The organism is Stenotrophomonas sp. STEN038, from assembly GCF_056759895.1.
Window position 1 is genome coordinate 1 of the sequence record NZ_JBRRDW010000006.1, and the last position, 17221, is coordinate 17221.

13 protein-coding genes are annotated in these 17221 nt (G+C 64.6%); 3 read left to right on the forward strand and 10 right to left on the reverse strand.

Going from position 1 to position 17221, the window contains the following annotated elements; translation table 11 throughout:
* Nucleotides 1-108: 108 nt before the first annotated feature.
* Complete coding sequence (mprF, locus tag ACVOLS_RS03635) at nucleotides 109-2661, reverse strand: bifunctional lysylphosphatidylglycerol flippase/synthetase MprF (protein ID WP_481544530.1); 2553 nt, start codon at nucleotides 2659-2661, stop codon at nucleotides 109-111.
* 163 nt (nucleotides 2662-2824) lie between these two features.
* Here mprF and ACVOLS_RS03640 point away from each other — a divergent pair, with 163 nt between their 5' ends.
* The 3 genes from ACVOLS_RS03640 (at nucleotide 2825) to ACVOLS_RS03650 (ending at nucleotide 4494) form a co-directional block, all read left to right on the forward strand.
* Nucleotides 2825-3514 carry a DUF998 domain-containing protein gene (locus ACVOLS_RS03640; RefSeq protein WP_481544531.1) on the forward strand — a complete coding sequence of 230 codons (690 nt, stop codon included), beginning with the start codon at nucleotides 2825-2827 and terminating at the stop codon, nucleotides 3512-3514.
* Nucleotides 3514-3861, forward strand: coding sequence for a RidA family protein (locus ACVOLS_RS03645; RefSeq protein ID WP_313170746.1), 348 nt, complete (start codon nucleotides 3514-3516; stop codon nucleotides 3859-3861). Before ACVOLS_RS03640 ends, ACVOLS_RS03645 begins: the two co-directional genes overlap by 1 nt.
* A gap of 102 nt (nucleotides 3862-3963) precedes the next feature.
* Complete coding sequence (locus tag ACVOLS_RS03650; RefSeq protein WP_481544532.1) at nucleotides 3964-4494, forward strand: hypothetical protein; 531 nt, start codon at nucleotides 3964-3966, stop codon at nucleotides 4492-4494.
* A gap of 157 nt (nucleotides 4495-4651) precedes the next feature.
* Here ACVOLS_RS03650 and rnfB read toward each other — a convergent pair whose 3' ends face one another.
* The 9 genes from rnfB to ACVOLS_RS03695 form a co-directional block, all read right to left on the reverse strand.
* Entirely contained in the window at nucleotides 4652-5140 is a 489-nt protein-coding gene (rnfB, locus tag ACVOLS_RS03655) for an Rnf electron transport complex subunit RnfB (protein ID WP_481544533.1), read from the reverse strand.
* Nucleotides 5141-5195: 55 nt separating this feature from the next.
* On the reverse strand, nucleotides 5196-5786 hold the full coding sequence (locus ACVOLS_RS03660) for an HAD family hydrolase (protein WP_481544534.1): 591 nt from the start codon (nucleotides 5784-5786) through the stop codon (nucleotides 5196-5198).
* Nucleotides 5787-5834: 48 nt separating this feature from the next.
* Nucleotides 5835-7913 carry a methionine--tRNA ligase gene (gene metG / locus ACVOLS_RS03665; RefSeq protein ID WP_481544535.1) on the reverse strand — a complete coding sequence of 693 codons (2079 nt, stop codon included), beginning with the start codon at nucleotides 7911-7913 and terminating at the stop codon, nucleotides 5835-5837.
* Nucleotides 7914-8181: 268 nt separating this feature from the next.
* A complete protein-coding gene (locus tag ACVOLS_RS03670) occupies nucleotides 8182-8628 on the reverse strand; it encodes a DUF2147 domain-containing protein (RefSeq protein WP_481544536.1) in 447 nt (148 codons plus the stop codon).
* 229 nt (nucleotides 8629-8857) lie between these two features.
* Entirely contained in the window at nucleotides 8858-12436 is a 3579-nt protein-coding gene (locus tag ACVOLS_RS03675) for an ABC transporter permease/M1 family aminopeptidase (RefSeq protein ID WP_481544537.1), read from the reverse strand.
* Nucleotides 12437-12447: 11 nt separating this feature from the next.
* The gene (locus tag ACVOLS_RS03680; protein ID WP_481544538.1) at nucleotides 12448-13341 is read right to left on the reverse strand and encodes an ABC transporter ATP-binding protein; all 894 of its coding nucleotides are present in this window, start codon (nucleotides 13339-13341) and stop codon (nucleotides 12448-12450) included.
* A gap of 383 nt (nucleotides 13342-13724) precedes the next feature.
* Complete coding sequence (gene gloA2, locus ACVOLS_RS03685) at nucleotides 13725-14120, reverse strand: SMU1112c/YaeR family gloxylase I-like metalloprotein (protein ID WP_481544539.1); 396 nt, start codon at nucleotides 14118-14120, stop codon at nucleotides 13725-13727.
* Nucleotides 14117-15187, reverse strand: coding sequence for a serine hydrolase domain-containing protein (locus ACVOLS_RS03690; protein ID WP_481544540.1), 1071 nt, complete (start codon nucleotides 15185-15187; stop codon nucleotides 14117-14119). Before ACVOLS_RS03690 ends, gloA2 begins: the two co-directional genes overlap by 4 nt.
* A 20-nt stretch (nucleotides 15188-15207) precedes the next feature.
* Nucleotides 15208-17103 (reverse strand): DUF885 domain-containing protein, encoded by a 1896-nt coding sequence (locus ACVOLS_RS03695; protein WP_481544541.1) that lies wholly within the window; start codon nucleotides 17101-17103, stop codon nucleotides 15208-15210.
* Nucleotides 17104-17221 lie beyond the last annotated feature (118 nt).

The following is a 17221-nucleotide window of genomic DNA, read 5'->3' on the forward strand; positions in this document are numbered from 1 at the left end:
TGCTGGCGGGGGGGGGGGGCGCCCCCCCCCCCCCCCCCCCCCGCCCCGGGCGCCCCGCCCGCCCCCGCGCCCCCCCCCCCCCCCCCCCGCTCCTACAAAAGCAGATGGCTATTTCCTGCTCGGATCCAGCGAAATCAACCGGGTCACATCCAGCAGTGCCGCTGGTAGGTGCACGCCACCCGGCGCGGCCAGATAACGCGGGCGCCACTCCGGTGCGAACTTGGACTTGAAGCGGCGTAGTCCGCTGAAGCCATAGAAGCGCTCGCCATGGCGCGCGACCAGATTGGCGAAGCGGTTCCAGCGGCCGGCCAGCCGGTGCTGGGCCAGGCCAGTCAGTGGCGCCATGCCCAGTGAGAAGCGGGTATAGCCATTGGCCGCGCCCCACAGGAACAGCTCGATGAACAGGAAATCCATCGTGCCCTTGGGGGCATCCGGGCGATGCCGCATCAGGTCGACCGACAACTCATGCCCGGCCGGTGCCTGCCAGATATTGGCGAAGGCGACGATACGCCCTTCCGCTTCGACCAGCGCCACCGGGAAACGGCTCATGTAGCCGGGCTCGAAGCTGCCCAGCGAGAAGCCTTTCTCTTCGCCGGCCTTTTCGTCCAGCCACGCGTCCGAGATTTCTTCCAGTTCGCCAAGCAGGGCCGGCACCTCGCTGGCCGGCGCCAGCCTGAAGCTCAGTCCAGCGCGCTTGCCTTTGTTCCAGGCTTGGCGCAGGTCCGCGCGTTCGCTGCCGGCCAGGCTGAAATCCTGCAGTGGCACCATCGCTTCTTCGCCCAGCTTGACCAGGGTCAGGCCAAGATCCAGATAGTGCTGCCAGTACTTGTCGCTGGTCTGGTAGAACACCGGGCGCAGGCCGAGCCGGTCGGCTTCCTCGCGGAATTTCCAGATCAGCGCGGCTGCCACCTGCGGTGGCCCAACCGGGTCGCCCATCGCCACCAGCGAGCCGCCGTAACGCTGCAGCATCACGAAGCCATCGCCGGCCTCGCTGCGCAGGATCGCCTTGTCGCCGGTCATTGCCACGCAGGCCTGGGTGTCCTGGGCCAAGGCCAGTACCGGACGCAGTTGCTCCAGTGTTGCCGCGTCCGGCAACGGCAGTGGGCTGCGGGTGCTGTGCAGCAGACGCGCCAACCCGAACACGATCAGCGCGATGCAGACCAGCAGCAGGGCGCGCAATGCACGTGGCGCATTGCCGGAGGTGGCGAACTGCCACCACAGCTCGTTCTGGTATTCGACGTGGCTGTAGACAAAGAACAGCAGCCACACGGTCGCCACCAGCACCAGCGCGACGTTGCGCAGCCACGGCCAGGACCATGCCTCGTCGAGCAGGGCACCTTCGCGGTAGAACTCACGACGTGCCGCCCATAGCGCCACCGCTACCAGCGGCAAGGTCAGGGCCACGGTCAGATGGCCGCCACGCAGCCAGGCCGGCACCGGCAGTGCAATGCACAGCGCCAGTGCCAGCATCCACGCGGCGTGGCTGCGTCGTTGCAGGCCTTGCCCGATCAGCAGCAGCAACACACCGCCCAGGCTGCCGAGCAGGTGCGAGGTTTCCACGATCGGCAGTGATGCTGGCAACACCCGCTGATGGGGTACTGGCAGCGTGCCGTCGATAAGCAGCAATGCACCGGCAGCGAACACCGCCAGCGCAATCAACTGCGGCAGCCACGGCCGTATTACCGACCACGCAGTCCCGGCGCCACTGCGCAGCGGGCGGCGCACGCTGGCCAGGGCCGCCAACAGCGCGGACAGGAACAAGGGCAGCAGGTAGTAGGTGATGCGGTAAGCCACGGCAGCAGCGAGGATGGCGGCCGGCGCCACCTGCGGCAGCAGCTTGAGCAGACTCCACTCGAACACGCCCAAGCCTGCCGGCACGGTGGACAACAGTCCGGCCACCACCGCGACCAGATACAGGCCGACGAAACCCATGAAGCCGACCTCGGCCTGTGCCGGCAACAGCACGTAGAACGCGGCCGAGGCCAGACAGAGCTCGACCACGCTCAGTGCAGTGACTTCCACTACCGTGCGACGGTCAGGAATCCACATCCGGTGCGTACCCCAACCAACGCTGCGGCCATCGCGACCGACCAACAGCAGCAGCGCGGCGAAACCGACCAGCAAGCCGATGCCGAGCGCATGCACCGCCGTGGCCGAGATCGGCAATGCCAGCGCGGCGGCACCCGGTTCCAGCAGCAAGGCCAGGCCAAGCAGCAGCCAGGCGCCGAACACGAAGCCCAGGGTGCTCATCAGCACCACCTGGCCGATCTCGGCAAGGCTGAGCCCGGCACGGCCGTAACTGCGCACGCGGATGGCACCACCCGTCAGCGCGGCAAAGCCCAGGGTCTGCCCGGCGGCGTGGGCCAGGAAGGCGGTGATGCCGACGCGGGCTGCAGGCAGTGGATGCTTCGCACGGCGCAGACCGATGGCATCGAATCCGATCAGGCAGGCGTAGCTGGCCATGCCCAGCAGCGTCGCCATGCCCAGTTGCGACCAGGAGAGACCGCGCACGGCGGCGCGGATCTGGTGGTAGCCATGGTCGCTGAACTCGCCGGCCAAGGCATGCAGCGCCATCGCCATGATGGCGAGGGTGACGAGGATGGCGGCAACACGCCGCCATCCCGGCATGGAAGATTCCGAAGACGTGGAAGACGCGGTCATGCAGACGGGAGGGAGCTATGCGCTGGTGCGGCGCGGACGCATAAGACTAGCCCCCTGGCGTGATGATGGCTGCATGTACGCGGCGCAGCGTTTTCACCGCCTTCAGTCAACGCACTGGCCACAGGCGAACTAGACTTGGCTGCTCGAACGGCGGGGAGTGGACATGGGTAGTGGTTCGCACAAGGGAGCTCGGCAATCGCCAGCGCTGGCCTTGGCCGTGGTGCTGGCCTTGCTGGTGTTCCTGGCTGTTGCCATCGGCCTGCAGTTTGCGCGTGATGACCTGGACTGGGTACGGGCAACCCTCAGTCTGTATCTGCATGGCCCCTATGGGCTTGTGCTGCGCAGCGTCTATTGCCTGCTGGCGCTGGCCATCGCCGTGCTTGGCGTGATGCTGTACCGGCAAGCGCACGGCAATGCACGGCGCGGCTTGCCGCCCAGTCTTTTCGCCGTGGCCGGGCTTGGTTTGGCGACGGTAGCGATAGGCGACAGCTGGTTGCCGCAGTACGCACCGCTGCTGGCGCCGCTGGTTCATGGCTTGGCGGCACAGACCGCGTTCCTGTGCGTGACCGTGGCCATGCTGTTGCAGGCCTGGTGCTTCGGCCGCGACACACGCTGGCGGAGCCTGTATTGGCTGACCTGGGCCTGGGCGTGGTTGGCCTTTGCGGGGTTGTGGGTGCACGTGCTGTGGCGTGGCAGCCCGCGCGGACTGGGGCAGAAGCTGGTGATTGCGGTCGTGGTGGGCTGGCTGCTGTTGGTGGCGCTCGCATCGTGGCGGCGTTCACGCAAAGAAACGCCTGAAACTTCCACTTGCCCTCACAATGGCGGCTACATCCACAACACGGAGTCACCCTGATGATCCAGCGCTTCGATACCGGCCCGCGCATGTCGGAAATGACCATCCACAACGGCGTGGCCTATCTGGCCGGGCAGGTGCCGGAAGACACCAGCGCCGATATCGTCGGCCAGACCGAGCAGGTGCTGCAGGCCATTGATGATCTGCTGCGTCTGGCACCGACCGACAAGACCAAGATCCTGCGTGCCGAGATATTCCTGGCCGACCTGGCCGATTTCGCCGGCATGAATGAAGCCTGGGACAAGTGGGTGCCACAGGGCGCAACCCCGTCGCGCGCCACGGTGCAGGCCAAGCTGGCCAACCCGGAGTGGAAGATCGAGATCGTGATCACCGCTGCAGTGCCGTAAGCGACCTGTGTGATCACCGCTGATCTGCTCTGGGTGTCTTTGCATCCGGGCAGATCAAGCCTTGAGGCTGTTGATGGCTTTGCAGGGAGGCAAGGGAAAGGAATGAAGGTTCGTCTGTTGTTTGCAGTGTGTTGTGCGTTGGTTGGCGGCAGCGCGACTGTGTCTGTTGCGGCGCCGGCGCCTGCGCCGTTGTCGAAGTTGATTTACGCGCAGGTGCCTGTGCAGCGCATCGAGCCGCTGCAGTACCCGCAGTTCAAGCTGATTGAGGCAGAGCTGCGCAATACGGTGCGCCGTCATGGTGACCGCAGTGTTCCCAATGGTTTCTGTGCGGTGGGCTACCAGCTCGCCGGCGGCACGGTGGAAACGGTGTTGATCTGGGACAACGCGCACTGGTTGATCCGCTGGTGGGGCGGTGATGCGCTGGCTGTCTCGGAGGAGCGCTATGCCGTATCTGCGTCGTTCTCACCGGTCACCGACCTGCGCACCGACCTGGTAGAGGACGATCGCTATCCGCTGGGCACGCGCGCGATAGTGCGCGCGGATGCGGAGGCCTTGATTGCGGATTGCCGTGCGCACGGGCACCAGTACACCGTGCCGCCATTGCCGCCGAAAGGCGAGGATGACGAGTATTGAGGCCGCAGGATTCCGCCGGCTTGTAGGAGCGGCGTAAGCCGCGAAGCCGGTGTCGTCAGGATTGCAGCGTTCAACATGATCTGGAGCAGCTGCGCTCTTTCGGTTTGATGCCGATGATCGGGATCTCCGATAGCTGGTTTGCTACGAGCTTCGCGGCTTACGCCGCTCCTACAGCTGCATGGTTCGTCACTGCCTTCAGATCGATGCAATCCACCGGGCAGGGCGGGATGCACAGCTCGCAGCCGGTGCACAGGTCGGCCAGCACCGTGTGCATGTATTTGGCGCCGCCGACGATGGCATCGACGGGGCAGGCCTGGATGCACTTGGTGCAGCCAATGCAGTCGGCTTCGACGATTACCGCGACCTGCGCCGGTTTGTGCTCGCCGCGGCTGCGGTCGTAGGGCAGGGCGGGCACACCGAGCACATGCGCCAGTGCACGTGCGCCAGCATCGCCGCCTGGCGGGCAATGGTCCACAGCGGCAGCGTTGGCGGCCATGGCTTCGGCATAGGGACGGCAGCCGTCATAGCCGCATTGCCCACATTGGGTCTGCGGCAGCAGCCGGTCGAGGCGTTCGATCAGCGCAGCCCTTCCTTCTCCCTGCAAGAGAAGGTGGTGCGCAGCGTCGGATGTGGGTTGGGTAATCATTGGGGAGTCCTGCTGTTCGCCCTCACCCCAAGCCCTCTCCCGGAGGGGGAGGGGCTCATGAAAGGCACTTGCCGCGATACCAGCGCTCGTGCGCCAGCGCCAGCATGGGTTTGTCTTCGCTGCTGTCGCCGTAGGCGTGGATACGCTGGTAGCTGCCCAGATCGAACCGCTTGCGTATCAAGGCGACCTTGCGCGCGCCGCAGTCGCCCTCGGCGTAGCGGCCGGTGAGACGGTTGTCCTGCACCTCGAGCCGGTTGCAGATCATCTGCAGGCCCATCCGCTCGCACCAGTGCTGCAGGTACAGATCGAGCGAGCCGGACACGACCACCACGGTATGGCCCTGGGTCTTGTGCCACTGGATCTGCTCGAGCATTTCCGGCCGCACCATCTCCGGCAGCTGCTCGCGTGCATAGTCGCGTGCCATCTGGGTGATCTCACCGGCATGGCGGCCAGTGAAGACCTGCGCGGTGACACGGCGGCGGACGCGTTCGGCCGAGATCAGTTTCAGCCGGAAGGCCAGCACCCACGGCCCAACCCGCCACCATCCCTGCGCGCGCTGCTCCGGTGTGGCCACGCGACGCAGGAACCGACTGTAGGTGTCACAGACGGTGATGGTGTGGTCGAAGTCGAAGAGGGCTAGCTGCATGGTCCACTCCGTTCGGGTAGGGTGCGCCCAGCGGCGCACCCGTTGCCATCAACGTACCGGCATGCCCGGCAATGCACCGCCATCGGCATCCAGCAGCGCCAGTGCGCCGCCGTCGAAACCGGCCGACAGGATCATGCCTTCGCTCAGGCCGAAGCGCATCTTGCGCGGGGCCAGGTTGGCGATGAACACCACATTGCGGCCGACCAGCGCTTCCGGCTCGGCATAGCTGCCGCGGATGCCGGAGAAGATCTGCCGCTGGCCGAGGTCGCCGGCATCCAGCAGGAAGCGCAGCAACTTGTCCGAGCCTTCGACGAAACCGCATTCCAGCACCTTGCCGATGCGCAGGTCGAGCTTGGCGAAATCATCAATGCCGATGTACGCGGAAGCTTCACCTTCGGCCTTGGCCTCGGCCTTCACTTCGACCTTGGCGGGCTTTTCAGCCTTGGCCGGCTTAGCTTCGGCAGCGGGCTGGGCGGTGAGGGTGTCCTTGGAGGCGTCGGTCATTGCGTCAATCATCTTGGTGTCGATACGGGTGAACAGCGCCACGTAGGCAGCGATGCTGTGTGCGGTCAGCGGGGTGGTGATGTCGTCCCAGCCGTGGACCGGGGCGTTGAGGAAGCTTTCTGCCTGCAGCGCGGTGGCCGGCAGCACCGGCTTGAGAGCGGTGACCAGCACGCGGAACAGGTTCAGGCCCTGCGTGCAGACCGCCTGCAGTTCGGCGTCGGCACCCTCTTGCTTGGCGATAACCCAGGGCTTGGTGTCGTCGATGTACTTGTTGGCTTCATCGGCCAGCGCCATGGTCAGGCGGATGGCGGCAGCCGCGTCGTTGCGCTCGTAGGCCTCGCGAACCGGCGCCAGTGCAGCGACAAAACGGTCGTACTGAGCCTGGTCCGGCAGCGCGTCGGCCAGCTTGCCGTCGAAGCGCTTGGCGATGAAACCGGCGCAGCGGCTGGCCAGGTTGACGAACTTGCCGACCAGATCGGCGTTCACGCGGGCGGTGAAGTCGCTCAGGTTCAGATCGAGATCGTCGACGCCGCCGGAGGACTTGGCGGCGAAGTAATAGCGCAGCGCTTCCGGTGCCAAACCGGCATCCAGGTAGGTGCGGGCCATGATGAAGGTGCCGCGCGACTTGCTCATCTTGGCGCCGTCCACGGTCAGGTAGCCGTTGACGTGCAACTTGGTCGGGGTGCGCAGGCCGCTGCCCTTCAGCACCGCCGGCCAGAACAGGCCGTGGAAGTTGACGATGTCCTTGCCGAGGAAGTGATGCAGCTCGGTATTGCTGTCGGCGGCGAGCACGGCGTCGAAGTCGTCGCCGGTCCTGGCGCACAGGTTCTTGAAGCTGGACAGGTAGCCGATCGGCGCGTCCAGCCACACGTAGAAGTACTTGCCCGGTGCGCCGGGGATTTCGAAACCAAAGTAGGGCGCGTCACGCGAGATATCCCACGCGCGCAGGCCGCCTTCGGCATCCAGCCACTCAGCCAGCTTGGCCTTCACGCCGGGCAGGGCCACGTCGCCAGCCAGCCATTCGCGCAGGAACTCCTGGAAGCGGCCGACTTCGAAGAAGTAATGCTCCGAATCGCGCATTTCCGGGGTAGCGCCTGATACGACCGACTTCGGCTCGATCAGGTCGGTGGGACCGTAGGTGGCGCCACAGACTTCGCAGTTGTCGCCGTACTGGTCGGGCGACTTGCAGTTCGGGCAGGTGCCCTTGATGTAGCGGTCGGGCAGGAACATGCCCTTGGCCGGGTCGTAGAACTGCGCCACCGAGCGACGGCTGATATGGCCGGCGGCGTCGAGCTTGGCGTACAGGGCTTCGGTCAACTCCCGGTTGGTGGCCGAGTTGGTCGAGTCGTAATGGTCGAAATCCACGCCAAAGGCGGCGAAATCACGCTCATGGCCGGCCTGGATGTTGGCGATGAAGGCTTCCGGGGTAACCCCGGCCTTCTCCGCGGCCAGCATGATCGGCGTGCCGTGGGTGTCATCGGCGCAGACGTACCAGACCTTCTCGCCCATCATTCGCCGCGCACGCACCCAGATATCGGCTTGGATGTAACCCACCAGGTGGCCGAGGTGCAGCGGGCCGTTGGCGTAGGGCAGGGCATTGGTGACTAGGGCGTTGCGGGTCATGGCGATGGTTTGCAGCAGGGGACTGGTGATTATCGCATGGCTGAAAAGAAGCAGCCCCGGGAGGCCGGGGCTGGGGCTGGGAGCTAGCCGGACAGGGAGCGAAACCTGGGCCTTCCCTTCTCCCGTCTACGGGAGAAGGTGCCCCGAAGGGGCGGATGAGGGGGCCTTTGACTTTGCTCAGCTAGAAGCTTCCCCTCACCCCAACCCCTCTCCCGCAGGCGGGAGAGGGGCTTTCAGGCAAAGGCTTCAAGCAAAGGCTTTGAGCGGCTTACTGGTCGCGCAGCCAGGTCTGGGTACGGCAGATGAAGGCGATGCAGCCGGACACATCCAGCTTGCGGCCGTTGTCCACCAGGGCGACCTTGGAGCTGTAGGTCTTGCCCTTGGCCGGGTCGAGGATGGTGCCGTTGGCCCACTTGTTGGTGCCGTCCGGGCGGACGTTCCAGAGGATGGTCATGCCTTCGATCGGCTTGCCCTTGTTGGTGCCCTCACACTTGTTGCAGACCGGGTGCGGGCCCTGCTCGGACTGCAATACCTGCAGTACCTTGCCGCTGAGGGTGCCATTGGCGGCCTGGCTGATTTCGACGATGGACTTCACCCGGCCGGTTTCATCGTCGATGGTGCGCCAGCGGCCGGCGGCGCTGTCACTGGCGCTGGCGGAGAAGCCGGCGGCCAGCAGCGGCAGGGCCAGCAACAGGGTCTTGAAGGTAGTACGCATGTGTCCCCTCCCAGGGTGGGTTTGGTCAGCGGCCGGTGGCGCTGTTACGAGCCGAATGTAACCGCATTCGGTCCCGTACGGAATCCGCAGTGCAGCAGATTTCCGACATGTAGTGCCGAGCCATGCTCGGCAAGGGGCTTTCCCGGTAATGCCCCCAAAGCTGCCCTCACCCCAACCCCTCTCCCGTAAACGGGAGAGGGGCTCAAGCTGAGGATCGCTCGCATCTTGCCTACTGCGCCGTCACCCGCTTACGGTTATCGGCCGATACCCGGTCGATCAGCTTGTTGTACGGGTCGAAGCCGGCTTCATCGGGCTTCTGGTCCACAGTGACCGTGATGCTGGGCGCAGCGGCAGTGATGTGGTGGCGCTGCAGGTACAGCACCTTCTCATCGCGCTCCTTGCCGGAGGCACCCTTGGCGAATACGCCAACCTCGATCCAGTCGTCCAGCGTGCCCGCGGTCTCCTTGCCCATGCCGTCGGCATAGCGCTTGTCGGCGTGCAGTTGCAGGGTCACGTCGTAGCGGCCGTCCGCACGCTTCTTCGCGTTGGCCTCGACCACGCGGTTGTCGTAGAAGCTGATCTTCTCGAACAGGTCGGTGATCAAGGCCTGCTGCTCCGGCTTGGCTTCGGCGCGGATGAACTCCAGCAGTTCGGCCGAGGTGGTGTACGGCGGCTGCTGGAAGGCCTTGGCCTGGATGAAACGGGACAACGCGCGGTTCAACGCTTCCTCGCCCATCTCGTCGCGCAGGCGGTAGAACACCACCGAGCCCTTGCGGTAATGGATGTACTGCTGGTTCTCCACGCGGTACAGCGGCAGCTCTTCCACATCCTCGCCGCCGCGGCCCGACAGGTAGTTGTCCAGCTCATCCTTCAGGAACTGGCGCATGTGGCCGCGTCCGTATTCCTTCTCCATCACCATCAAGGCCGAGTACTGCGACAAGGACTCGGACAGTACGGTCGCGCCCTGCACATTGGCGCCGATCACCTGGTGTGCCCACCACTGGTGCGCGACTTCATGCGCAGTGACATAGAACACATAGTCGACATCATCCTTGTCGCGCAGGTCGGCGATGAAACCGATCGACTCCGAGTAGGGGATGGTGTTGGCAAAGCTCTGCGCGAACGACTGGTAGCCCGGGAACTCGATGATGCGCACCTGTTTGTGCTGGTACGGACTGAAGTTGGCTTCGTAATAGGCCAGTGACTTCTGCACACCCTCGATCATCCGATCGACGTTGTACGGATGCTTGGCGTCGTAATAGATCTCGATCGGGATGTTCTTGTACGTAGCCTTCTTCACCTGCCAGCGTGCCGACAGATAGGCGTAGAAGTTCAGCATCGGCCGGTCCATGGCGTAGCTGAAGCAACGGCGGCCATCACGTTCGAACTCCTTCTGCAGGTAGCCCGGTGCCAAGGCGATCTGGTCCGGTGCGGTGCAGATGGTGCTGCGGAAATCCAGCCAATCCGAATCGTTGGAGATATAGGTATTGGCGCGTGCGGCTTCATCCTCCAGCTTGGGCATGCGCGTCGGTTCGCCGAGGTCACGCTTGCGGCGTTCGTTGCGGTCGCCGATCTCCGCGCCGGTGTCATAGCCGAACGCAGGCAACACGCGGCTGTTGAAGAAGCTGCCGTTGTCGACGATCTGGCTCTGCGCCTGGTTGGAGGTGATGCCGTTGGGATGGATATCGACGGTGAAGCGGATATCGCGTTCCTCGCCCGGTGCCATCGGTGCATCGAGGTGATAGATGCGGTAGCCCAGTTCCTCATCGTGGCTGGTCAGCTTTGCGCCACCCATCTCGATGCTGGCCAGGGTCTTGTCATTGCCCATCGCGACGTGGATGTCCGGAATCGGCGCCGAATGCGTATTGCGCACGCGGTAGACGCCATCGATGCGTACCGACTGGGTTTCCGGGTGCAGGTCGACATTGTTGTCGATGGCGACGATGCGCGGCTGCGGCAGGTCCTTGTGCTTGCGGTATTCGCGCTCGTAACGGGCCTGGCGGTCCAGCTGCTGGTCCGGCGAGACGAACTCGTTGCGGATGTTGGTGCTCCAGTACAGCCAGCCACCGCAGGCGATGAAGGCCAGCGTGGCCGCTGCCAGGCCGGCACCCAACGGACCGCGCAGGCGCTGCTTGGCCAATCGCAGGCGCTGCCGCCAACCCGAATCCACGCCGCGCACCCACAAGGCCGCGCACAGCAACAGCAATGCCAGCAGGAACAGCATCCAGTAGCCCTGGAAGGCCAACTGCCCGGTCAGGAAATGGCCGTAGCCGTTCATGTCCGAATACGGGGCGATCGGCCAGCTGCCGAAGTTGTACAGGTTCTGGGTGTAGTCGAGCATACCCAGCACCGACTGCCCGATCAGCAGCAGGATCAGCAGCGCATAGCCCATGAACTTGTTGTTGCTCAGTACCTGCAGCACCAAGGCCATGCCGCCCATCAGGATGTAGACCACCGAATCCAGCGCCAGCGTCTTGACGTACAGCAGTGGCTCGATCTGGGTGTAACCCTTGCTCAGCTGGATGGCGATGGCGGTGAGCCCGCCGACGGCCTGGAACGCGAACACCACCGCAATCAAGGTAAGGAACTTGCCCAGCAGCGGCACCCAGTTCGGAACCGGCATGGCGTCACTGATGCCGGCGATGCGGGCGCTGCGTTCACGCCACACCAGTTCGCCGGCGTAGAACAACACGATGATGATCAGCAGGAAGCTGAAGCTGCCCTGCAGTGCTTCCAGCATCTGCGAGGTCACCGGCCAGCTCGGTGTGCCGTACATGGTGCGGCGATGCAGGGCGGTGGGGATGAAGTTGGCCATGCCCAGCACCAGCAACACCAGGAACGGCGCACTCCGGAACACGCCAAAGGCATCAAACCCGACCTGGCGCAGCAGTTGCCGCCAACCGGTCGCCGCGCTGAAGTTCGGGGTGACCTTGGGCGCGACCACGTTGTTGCGTTTGCTGTCAGTGGTAGCGACGCTGACTACCTTCTTGCCGCGCTTGCGGCCGGTGCCGCTGCGCTCGGTACGGAACAGGGCGAACGTCGCAGTGAACAACGCGCCGGTCACTGCCAGCCACAACACGCGGTTCTCCAGCAGGTAGCCGGTGAACGCGGGCAACCCGGTATTGCGCTCTTCGGCCGACCAGTAACGCATTGCCTGGCTCATCGCGCGCATGCCGAGCGGGTCGAGCAGGGCGGCAATACGCATGTTGTCGATATCGGCCAGCAGTGCACGACTGACGCCATACAGCACGAAGAACACGATGACGCCGATATAGACCCACAGGATGTTGCGGGTGGTGACCGCCAGCAGCGCCAACAAGGCGGTGGTGAACAGTACGTTCGGCAGCACCATGAAAACAAACGACCACAGGTAGGGCTGCAGCGACATCGGGCCAAGCCGGGCCGCATCGATCCAGGGCATGAACTGGGCGATGAACAGGCCTGTCGCGATGATCACGTACATCAGCAGGCTGGCCAGCAGGGCCGCACCAAGCCGCCCAAGAAGATAATCGCGGCGCTTGATCGGGCTGGAGAACACCAGCTCGGAGGTGCCCAGTTCGAAGTCACGCAGCAATGCGTTGCTGACGAACAAGGTGACCACCAACAGCCCCAGCAGGGTGAAGGAGGTCATGAAAGTTGCGATCACCGAAGGTGCATTGCGGTGCACGTTGCCGATGCCGCCACCGATCTGGACGGCGTCGCTGGACGCGGCACCAAAGGCGATCAGCGCGAACAACACCGCAAGCAGCCACAACAAGGGGGAACGCAGCTGCTCGCGCAGCTCGAAGCGCAGGAAGGCGAGGGTCATGGTCGTCTCCGTCAGGCGGCCTGCGCCTGCAGGCGCAGGCGCTGGAAGTAGACGTCCTCAAGCCCCGGCGCGACCGGTTCGAAGCCGGCTTCAGGGCAGTTGTCGGCGAACACGTGGATCACCGGATGACCGCCAACCAGACGGGTCGACAGCACGGTGAAACGGGCTTCGTAATCCGGCAGCGCGGCCTTGGCTACCTGTTTGCGCCACACCTGTGCCTGCAGTGCGTTGATCGCTTCGGCCGGGCGTCCGGTCAGCAGCACCTCGCCCTTGTTCATGATGGCCATGGTCGGGCACAGGTCGGTGACGTCTTCGACGATATGCGTGGACAGGATCACCGCCACGTTCTCGCCGATCTCGGCCAGCAGGTTGAGGAAGCGGTTGCGTTCTTCCGGGTCGAGGCCGGCGGTGGGCTCATCGACGATCACCAGCTGCGGATTGCCAAGCAGGGCCTGGGCAATGCCGAAGCGCTGGCGCATGCCGCCGGAGTAGGTGCCGAGTTTGCGCTTGCGTGCATCCCACAGGTTGACCTGCTGCAGCAGCGCTTCGACCACTTCCTTGCGCTGCTTGCGCGTCGTCAGGCCCTTGAGCACGGCGAAATGGTCGAGCAGATCCAGTGCGCTGACCTTCGGGTAGACGCCGAAATCCTGCGGCAGATAGCCAAGCTTGCGGCGCAGCGCGTCCTTGTCGCGCAGGACGTCGATGGTGGCGCCATCGGCGGTGGTCAAGGTGGCGCTGCCAGCGTCGGCTTCCTGCAGCGTGGCCAAGGTTCGCATCAAGGAGGACTTGCCGGCGCCATTGGGGCCGAGCAGGCCGAACATGCCGCGGGGGATGTCGAGATCGACATTTTTCAGTGCGTGTACGCCATTGGCGTAGGTTTTCGACAGACCACGGATCTGCAGCATGGGGACCGAACCTCTCCTTGGATGATGACCGCATCATTCAGCTACGGCCGCGCTTACGGCAATGCGCCGGAAGTCACTAGGTCCAGGGACGTGGTTACGGTCGGAATGTGACCTGATGTTGCGCCCTCTCTTTGGCCGAAGGCCAAGGGGGAGGGGTGGGGAGGGGTTGGCTTTATCGCTTCTGACCTTGCTTTGGCTGCGCGGCTTACGCCGCTCCCACAAACCATGGCGCTGACGTGTTGCCGGGAAAGCCCCTGCCGAGCATGGCTCGGCACTACAGGGCCGCGTCATTGCGCGCTTTAGCCCCTCTCCCGTGCGTGGGAGAGGGGTTGGGGTGAGGGCTGCTTTTCGCTGGGAAAGCCCCTGCCGAGCATGGCTCGGCACTACCGGGCTGTGGTTTCGTAGAGTTCCAGCGGCAGATCGTCGGGGTCGGCGAAGAAGGTGAAACGGCGGCCGGTGAATTCATCCACGCGTATCAGCTCGCAGGCAACGCCTTCGCGCTGCAGGTGCGCGACCACCTCATCCAGCGCTGCAACGCGGAAGGCGAGGTGGCGCAGTCCGCAGGCTTCCGGGCGGCTGGGGCGTGCAGGAGGGTTGGGGAAGGAAAACAACTCGAGCTGGCTGCCATCAGGCAGGCGCAGGTCCAACTTCCACGAGTCGCGCTCGCTGCGGTAGTTCTCGGCAATCACTTCAAGCCCAAGAATGCGCACATAAAAATCCCGCGAACGCGCGTAATCCGCCGCAATCACCGCGACATGATGGATGCCAAGCAGGCTCATCGCGCGGCATCCAGCCAGCGACGGGCGATGTCGATGGCCAGCGCATAGGGTTCGGGTTCGTTACGGTTGCTCAACACGATCACCGTCAGCTTCTGCTTGGGGTAACGCACGATCACGTTGCGGAAACCGATGCTCTCGCCGCTATGCCACAGCGCGTCGCCATTGATGCGCCAGCCGAAGCCATAGAAAGGCACGTCGGGTTCGCCGGTCTTTGTCGCTGGGCTGAAGGCAAGTTGCAGCGAGCTGGCCTTCAACAGGCGCTCGTCGTACAGCGCCGCATCCCACCGCGCCAGGTCATCGGTCGAGGAATAGATGCCGCCGTCGCCGAGCACCGCGCTGGTGGTGCTCTGGTCGGTACGCTGCCAGCGGCCGTCGATCTGGCTGTAGCCATAGACCCGATTGGGCACCTCATCGACGCCGTCCTGATGCGCGTAGGTGTTGTGCATGCCAAGTGGTAGGAAAACACGTTGGCGCAGGAAGCTGGCGAAGTCGCTGCCCGAGGCCTTGCCCACCACCAGTGCCAGCAAGGCGTAGCCGCTGTTGCTGTAGCGATAGGCGCTGCCCGGCGTGAAGTAGCTGCGGTTTTCCTTCTGCAGCAGCTGCAGTACGTCGGCGTCATGGACCTGGCGGGTGTCGGCCGGGTCCATCAGCTCTTCGTAATCGAGCAGGCCGCTGGTATGGCTGAGCAGCTGCCGCAGCGTCATTGTGTCGGCGACGGAAGGGAGCGTAGGTAGCCACTTCTTCAGTGGATCATCGATGCCCAGCTTGCCGTCTTCGGCCAGCAGCAGGATTGCCGCAGCAGTGAACTGCTTGCTGACCGAGGCCAGCCGGAAGTTGCTGGCCGGCGTGACCGCGGTGCCGTCTTCCAGCACCGCAAGGCCGTAGCTGCGACGGAATGCGGGCTGGCCGTCTTTCAATACCAGCACTGAGGCGCCAGGCACCTGGCCGTCGTAACGCTGCATCAAGCCATCGATACCTGGATCAGGCGGCGCCAAGGGGGCGGCAGCGGCCAGGCTGGAGCACGCGAACAGGCACAGCAGGGCGAGTCGGGGTTTCCAGCGGTGCATGGCGGCTCCTGGGCAGGGGATCAGGCTTTCTTGCTGGCGATCCAGCGGTCAATCTTGGTCTCAAGGATGTCCAGTGGCATGGAGCCGTCCTTGAGAATCTCATGATGGAACTCGCGCGGATCGAAACGCTCGCCAAGTTCGGCTTTGGCCTTGTCGCGCAGCAGCCGGATCTTGATCTCACCGACGCGGTAGGCCAGCGTCTGGCCGGGCAAGGCCATGAAGCGCTCGACTTCCGACGCGGCATCGGCGGCCGGGATGTCGGCGTTCTTGACCATGTATTCGGTGGCTTGCTGACGACTCCAGCCGGCAGCATTGAGGCCGGTATCGGCGACCAGCCGCACGGTGCGCAGCAAGGTGGTCTGCAGATAGCCGAGCTGGTCGTAGGGGTCGTTGTACAGGCCCAGTTCCTGGCCCAGCGATTCGGCGTACAGGCCCCAACCTTCCACGTAGGCGACATCGCCACCGAGGCGGCGGAAGCGCGGCAATGCCGTCAACTCCTGCTGCGCGCCCAGCTGGTAGTGATGGCCGGGGATGGCTTCATGCAGGTATTGCATGGTGACTGCCCAGCGCTTACGCGAGGGCAGGTCGCTGGTATTCACGTAGAGCACGCCCGGCTGCTGGCCGTCGGCGCTGCCCGGTTGGTAGCTGGCGGCGCTGGAGGTGGCGGCGCGCTCGGCTTCGACCGCCTTGATTTCCAGGCTGGCCTTGGGCCGTTCGTTGAACAGGGCCGGCACCGCTGCGTTTACCCGCTGGCCGGTCTCGGCATAGCGGGCCAGCAGGGCATTGGCGTCGCGGAACACGAACTGGCGGTCGTTGCGCATCGCGTTGAAGGCTTTCTGTTGCGAGCCGCGGATCTTGGCCTGCTTCATCACCGCGTCGATGCGGGCTTGCAGGTCCTTGACCTCCTGCTCGCCCAGCGCGTGGATCTCCGCCGGTGTGCGTGCAGGCGAAGTGCTGCTGGCAACATTGTGCGCATACCAGGCGCTGCCATTGGGCAGGGCGGCCATGCCATCGGTGCTGCGCGCGGCGGCCATGTATTCGGTGGCGATGAAACCGCGCAGCGAGCGATAGGCCGGCATGATCCGGTTCTCTATCATGCGCTTGTACTCGGCGCTGAGCCGGGCCTTGTCCTCGGCGGAGAACTCCTCCGGCATGTTGCGGATCGGCCCCCAGAACAGGCTTTCCTCCGCGGTGGGTTTGATCACCGCATCCAACTGCGGCAGCACCTTCTCCATCAACGCACGCGGCTGCACCACGCCGGCGGCCTTGCCTTCGCGCATGTTGGCGATGGCCTGGTCGAACAGGGCCGGGATGCCGAGCGAGCGCTTGGACCAGTTCTCGTAATCCTTGACCGTGCGGAACGGCTGCGCGCCAGCGCCCGAGCCCAGCACCGCGATGATGCTGGACAGGTTGTAGTACTGGTTGATCGGCAGCATCCAGGTCGGGTACTGCTCGCCGGCCAGCGAGACCTGCGCATCGCGCACGAAGATCTCGTAGCTCAACAGGTCCTGGCCCTGCAGGCCGGTGGCGCCGACCGCCTGGACCTTGCCCAGCCATTCGACCATGAAGTCATGCGATTGCTGGCGTGAAGCCGCGGACAGGAAGTTGGGCAGCTGGTCGTTGTAGCGCGGGTCGCCCTGGAAGGTGGCCTGCAGCGGGTTCAGCCGCATCGAGGCGTCCCAGTACTCGTCATAGATGCGGTTGAGCTTGGCGGCGTTGTCCTGCTTGATCGGCAGCGGCACTGCGGCCGGGCGGCGCGGGGCCGGGCGCGGCGTGGTGCGGGGCTTGGCGGCGCGGCTCTGCGGCGCTGACTGGCGCTGGGTTTTCTTCTTCGCCGCATCGGCAGGGGCCGCAACGGACAGCGTCATGATCGAGGCAATAGCAAGCGCTAGCAGGCGCAACGGGCTGTAAGGCATCAGGTGTTCCGCAAATACATCGACCCGGGAGCTTGCCCGATATCAGCGGTGACGACCAGCCGTGGCGCGGATGAACACGCGCCAGTGATACAGCTCACGTTATGTCCCAAGCCCAGCG

Excerpts from the sequence above, each read along its gene's own strand:
- mprF (WP_481544530.1), bottom strand. The coding sequence starts at position 2,661 with ATGACCGCGTCTTCCACGTCTTCGGAATCTTCCATGCCGGGATGGCGG.
- ACVOLS_RS03640 (WP_481544531.1), top strand. The coding sequence starts at position 2,825 with ATGGGTAGTGGTTCGCACAAGGGAGCTCGGCAATCGCCAGCGCTGGCC.
- ACVOLS_RS03645 (WP_313170746.1), top strand. The coding sequence starts at position 3,514 with ATGATCCAGCGCTTCGATACCGGCCCGCGCATGTCGGAAATGACCATC.
- ACVOLS_RS03650 (WP_481544532.1), top strand. The coding sequence starts at position 3,964 with ATGAAGGTTCGTCTGTTGTTTGCAGTGTGTTGTGCGTTGGTTGGCGGC.
- rnfB (WP_481544533.1), bottom strand. The coding sequence starts at position 5,140 with ATGATTACCCAACCCACATCCGACGCTGCGCACCACCTTCTCTTGCAG.
- ACVOLS_RS03660 (WP_481544534.1), bottom strand. The coding sequence starts at position 5,786 with ATGCAGCTAGCCCTCTTCGACTTCGACCACACCATCACCGTCTGTGAC.
- metG (WP_481544535.1), bottom strand. The coding sequence starts at position 7,913 with ATGACCCGCAACGCCCTAGTCACCAATGCCCTGCCCTACGCCAACGGC.
- ACVOLS_RS03670 (WP_481544536.1), bottom strand. The coding sequence starts at position 8,628 with ATGCGTACTACCTTCAAGACCCTGTTGCTGGCCCTGCCGCTGCTGGCC.
- ACVOLS_RS03675 (WP_481544537.1), bottom strand. The coding sequence starts at position 12,436 with ATGACCCTCGCCTTCCTGCGCTTCGAGCTGCGCGAGCAGCTGCGTTCC.
- ACVOLS_RS03680 (WP_481544538.1), bottom strand. The coding sequence starts at position 13,341 with ATGCTGCAGATCCGTGGTCTGTCGAAAACCTACGCCAATGGCGTACAC.
- gloA2 (WP_481544539.1), bottom strand. The coding sequence starts at position 14,120 with ATGAGCCTGCTTGGCATCCATCATGTCGCGGTGATTGCGGCGGATTAC.
- ACVOLS_RS03690 (WP_481544540.1), bottom strand. The coding sequence starts at position 15,187 with ATGCACCGCTGGAAACCCCGACTCGCCCTGCTGTGCCTGTTCGCGTGC.
- ACVOLS_RS03695 (WP_481544541.1), bottom strand. The coding sequence starts at position 17,103 with ATGCCTTACAGCCCGTTGCGCCTGCTAGCGCTTGCTATTGCCTCGATC.